The organism is Albidovulum sp. (assembly GCF_049646345.1).
GTDB lineage: Bacteria > Pseudomonadota > Alphaproteobacteria > Rhodobacterales > Rhodobacteraceae > Albidovulum.
This window is the reverse complement of record NZ_JBARVQ010000222.1, coordinates 1-4,397: the sequence shown is the minus strand read 5'-3', so window position 1 is coordinate 4,397 and position 4,397 is coordinate 1. Positions and strand designations below refer to the sequence as shown.

The 4,397-nt window shown below is 63.3% G+C and carries 5 protein-coding genes and 1 riboswitch; of the genes, 3 read left to right on the top strand and 2 right to left on the bottom strand.

From position 1 onward, the window contains the following. Window positions 1-86: 86 nt before the first annotated feature. Window positions 87-938 carry a 3-mercaptopyruvate sulfurtransferase gene (sseA, locus tag WBB85_RS05395; RefSeq protein WP_432637605.1) on the bottom strand — a complete coding sequence of 284 codons (852 nt, stop codon included), beginning with the start codon at window positions 936-938 and terminating at the stop codon, window positions 87-89. A gap of 60 nt (window positions 939-998) precedes the next feature. Continuing rightward, window positions 999-1,469 (bottom strand): SsrA-binding protein SmpB, encoded by a 471-nt coding sequence (gene smpB / locus WBB85_RS05390; RefSeq protein ID WP_432637604.1) that lies wholly within the window; start codon window positions 1,467-1,469, stop codon window positions 999-1,001. A gap of 152 nt (window positions 1,470-1,621) precedes the next feature. Between smpB and WBB85_RS05385 the strand changes: the two genes are divergently transcribed. The 3 genes from WBB85_RS05385 to WBB85_RS05375 all read left to right on the top strand — a co-directional run bounded on the left by WBB85_RS05385 (window position 1,622) and on the right by WBB85_RS05375 (window position 4,237). Next, window positions 1,622-2,071, top strand: a complete 450-nt coding sequence (locus WBB85_RS05385; RefSeq protein ID WP_432637603.1) for an ion channel — start codon at window positions 1,622-1,624, stop codon at window positions 2,069-2,071. After that, on the top strand, window positions 2,068-2,865 hold the full coding sequence (locus WBB85_RS05380) for a pyrroline-5-carboxylate reductase family protein (protein ID WP_432637601.1): 798 nt from the start codon (window positions 2,068-2,070) through the stop codon (window positions 2,863-2,865). Before WBB85_RS05385 ends, WBB85_RS05380 begins: the two co-directional genes overlap by 4 nt. 714 nt (window positions 2,866-3,579) lie before the next feature. Then, window positions 3,580-3,725, top strand: a riboswitch (FMN riboswitch). 77 nt (window positions 3,726-3,802) lie between these two features. Beyond that, window positions 3,803-4,237: a 6,7-dimethyl-8-ribityllumazine synthase gene (locus WBB85_RS05375; RefSeq protein WP_432637600.1), complete on the top strand. Its 435-nt coding sequence runs from the start codon at window positions 3,803-3,805 to the stop codon at window positions 4,235-4,237. Window positions 4,238-4,397 lie beyond the last annotated feature (160 nt).

Sequence of the window (4,397 nt, the reverse complement as noted above, 5' to 3'; positions counted from 1 at the left end):
GGGTCGGCCTTGTACTGACCGATCAGCATCAGGATCTTGTCCGCGGCTTGCGGTTTCAGGTTGCCCAGCATGGCGTTGCTCCTCGGTTATCCGGTGGCGACCTTCAGATCGCCATACATGCCCCATTCGGCCCAGGACCCGTCATAAAGCGCGTGATCGTGCTTGCCGATACGCTCCATCGCAAGCGAGAGGATCGCGGCGGTGACGCCCGAGCCGCAGGTGGTGATCGCGGGTTTCGTCAGATCGACACCGGCATCAGCGAAGACCTTCTTCAGCGCGTCCGGGGACTTCATCGTATTGTCGCCATTCAGCACGGCGCGGAAGGGGACGTTTTTCGAATTCGGGATATGCCCGGCGCGGAGCCCCTTGCGCGGCTCGTCCTCTTCCCCCTTGAAACGGGGGGCGCCACGGGCATCGATGATCTCGTAATCACCCAGCTTGGAAGCGGCGGCGACTTGCGTGACATCCTTCACCAGATGCGCCTGACGGCTGACGGTGATGTGGCGATCGCGCAGGACCGGGGGCATATCCTCCACCGGTCGCCCTTCGGCCTGCCATTTCGGGAACCCGCCATCCAGAACCCCGATATCGGTCTTGCCCATCAGGCGGAAATTCCACCAGACCCGGGCGGCCGAGAACAGGCCCGACCCGTCATAGACCACGACCTGATGGCCGTCGCCCACCCCCATCGCCCGCATGCGGCTGACGAATTTTTCCGGCGGCGGCGCCATATGCGGCAGGTCAGAGCGCTGGTCGGAAATCTCGTCGATATCAAAGAAGCGCGCGCCGGGGATATGGGCGGCCTGATACTCTGCCTTCGCATCACGGCCACTGCCCGGCATGAACCATGAGGCATCGAGGATGCGCAGGTCGGGGTCCTTCAGATGGGCCTGAAGCCAGTCTGTCGACACCAGCGTTTTCGGATCGTCCCCGGACATGGCAGCCCCCTGTGATGGATGTCCCAGCATTATCCGGGCGAAGCGGGCGGGTGCAAGACGTTATCCCTGTTTCAAGAGCCGCTGTTTCTGTCGGCCCCAGTCGCGTTTGGCGCTGGTTTCGCGCTTGTCATGCGCCTTCTTGCCTTTGGCCACGCCGATCTTCAGCTTCACGATGCCGCGATGGTTGAAATACATGACCAGCGGCACCAGCGTCATGCCCTCGCGCCCAACCGCCTGCCAGAGGCGCGACAATTCCCGCTTTGAGACCAAGAGCTTGCGTCGCGCACGCTCTTCATGCCCAAAGATACCAGCCTGTTTGTAAGGCGCGATATAGCCGTTGATCAGCCACAGTTCACCATTCTCGACCGAAGCATAGCTGTCGGCGATATTGGACTGGCCGGTGCGCAGCGATTTCACCTCGGACCCGGTCAAAATGATACCGACCTCGAGATCGCTCTCGATGAAGTAATCGAACCGCGCACGGCGGTTTTCGGCGATCACCTTGTAGTTGGGGTCTGATTTCTCGGCCATGGTCGGGAAGAGATAGGCGAGGTATGGGCCCGAGTCCAGATGTGCCGGTCAGGCGCGCCATTGTCCGTCTGCCGGGCGTATGGCATCTGTATGGCATCCGTCCCGACACTGTACCGACAGGAAGACGGGGCAGGACCGGAGAGAGACGACAGATGCTGATCCAGATTGGCCTTGGGACTGCATTGATCCTGCTGACGATCCTGATCGCGGGGCTCGCCTTCTGGGCGCTGGAGGTTGTGCTGAACCGGACGCGTGGCTGGCTGATGCAGGAACCGCACCGGCCGAAACTGGCGCTGGTGCTGTCGCTGACCGTTGTCTGGGTGCTGGGCACGGTGACGGCGGGGGTCTGGGTCTGGGCCTTCGCGTTCCGCGCGCTTGGTATCTTCGTGACGATGGAGGCCTCTGTCTATTTCGCGCTCGTGGCCTTCACCACGCTTGGCTTCGGCGACATCCTGTTGCCGGTCGACTGGCGGCTTCTGGGGGGCATGGCGGCGGCAAACGGGCTTCTCTCCATGGGATTGATGACGGCGATGCTGATCGAGGTGCTGCGGCATGTGCGGCTGGGCCAGATGGAGATGCGCAGGAAGAGGACGGAGACATGAGGATCGCAGGCACATTGGGCATCGTCGGCGGCAACGGGCAGTTGGGAAGCGCGATCGCGCGGGGGCTGCTGGCGGCAGGAGCGATTGCGCCGGAGGCCTTGTGGATCTCGGCCCGGTCGGGGCGGGCGGAGGCATTAGCCGACTGGCCCGGCATCACCGTGACGCGTGACAATCTGGCGCTGGCCGATGCCTGCGATACGGTACTGCTGTCGGTGCCACCCGCCGGGTTCGGGCAGGTCGGTATCCATGCGCCCGACCGGCTGGTCGTGTCGGTCATGGCCGGCATCACCCGCGACCGGATCGCGGCAGAGACGGGGGCGGCAAGGATCGTGCGGGCAATGTCGAGCCCGGCGGCAGCGGAAAGGCTGGCCTATTCGCCGTGGATCGCTTCAACGGCTGTTCCCGATGCCGACCGCGAGACGGTCCGCGCGCTCTTTGCCGCTGTCGGCCAGACAGATGAACTGACGGACGAGGCCCAGTTAGACCACTTCACCGCGATGACCGGGCCGGTGCCGGGTTTTGTGGCACTCTATGCCGATTGCATGATCCGCTTCGCCGTGGCCGAAGGCATCGCACCTGAGATTGCAGAACGCGCCATCCGTCAGTTGTTCCTGTCGGGTGGCCATATGCTGGGTCAGGGCGCGCCAAGCCCAGCCGACGAAGTACAGGCGATGGTCGACTATGCGGGCACGACAGCAGCGGGACTGGTCGCGATGGAGCAGGCTGGCATCGCAGGGGTCATCGCAGAGGGTCTGAGCGCCGCAGTGGCACGCGCGCGGGAAATCGGCTGCTGAGATTCCGCGCCTATAGCGTTTCGGGTTTACATTGAATCAGCTTTCGAAACTTTTTCGCTCGAATTCTGATACTTGTTATCTCAACGAAAACCCGAAACGCTTTAACCCAGTCTCACCATTGAAGCGCACCCTGTCTGACGTCAGCATCCAACGGACAGGCGTGCGGCTTTGAACGACGGCGGATGTTTTGCTACCCCTGCCCCGGAAGATCGACAGCCCGAGACGCTTGACTTGCCCTGGCAACCTCAGGCAATCGTTGACCCCGCATCGCCGATGCAGGGTATGGTTCCGGCCATTCCGTCTGCCGAACCGTGTGCCCCGCATCCTTTCACGTCTCATGCGCTTCGCTGCGGAAGGCCGCTTCGGCTTACGGTCCACTGGACCCTGCGACACCTGAGACGGTTCACTCGGCAGATTGGCGGATGGGGCGGCTTGTTGTTCAGACGGAGGAGGGTTTCTCCGCGTTGACGGCAGCGCCACCGCTGGAGATCCGGTGGTGTTGGTTGCGCTAAGGCCGGGCGGGCATTTGGCCGGGGGGGGCCTCAGCCTGATCCGGATCGCGGCGCTTGCGGCGCGGGGGAGGATCGCCGCTGGATCTCGGCATAATGGATGTGAGTCGGCGGCTGTTCCGGGTGTCATTCGGGCTCACCCTCGATCTTTGTGGCGAACTGGTCGCAATGCCCTTTTCTGCGGTCCGTTCCTCTGCCACCCTGCCGCCGTTCTCAGGGCGGGGTGCAATTCCCCACCGGCGGTATGGGGGAAACCCCGAGCCCGCGAGCGCCCCGGATTTGCTTCGGGGGTCAGCAGATCCGGTGAGAGGCCGGGGCCGACGGTGACAGTCCGGATGGAAGAGAACGTGCGCGAACCGCCCCGAGGGGCGGTTTTCGCCCGTGATCGCCTTGGGTGACGTGTCGCTTGAGAAAAGGAGATCACGAAGATGACACACACCCTTTTTGCTTTCATCAAGGCCAATTGGCATGCCGATATTGTCGATCAGGCGCTGGTCGGGTTCCGGGAGGTGATTCCCGCAGGCCAGATCGAGGTGTTCGACGTTCCCGGCGCTTTCGAGATGCCGCTTCTTGCGCGCGACCTTGCCGCCTCGGGCCGCTACGCGGCGGTGGTCTGTGCCGCCTTCGTCGTCGATGGCGGCATCTACCGGCATGACTTCGTGGCGCAGGCCGTGGTGGACGGGCTAATGCGCGCGGGCCTCGATACCGGGGTGCCGGTTCTCTCGGTGTCGCTAACGCCGCACCAGTATCAGGAAACTGACCATCATAACGCCATTTACCGCGCGCATTTCGTTCAGAAGGGCCGCGAGGCAGCAGAGGCCGCGCTGATGATCGGCAGGACCCGCGCTGCGCTCGTGGCGTGAGGCGAAGCCGGGGGGCGTCTGCCCCCCGGACCCCCTGAGAGTATTTTTGAACAGAAGAAGGTCAGGCGGTCAGGCTGGTGCCATTATGGCCGGTGATCGTGGCGGTCAGAAGCGTGCCCTCTGGCTGATCGCTGGCGAAAGTCACTTCGGTGAATTGCTC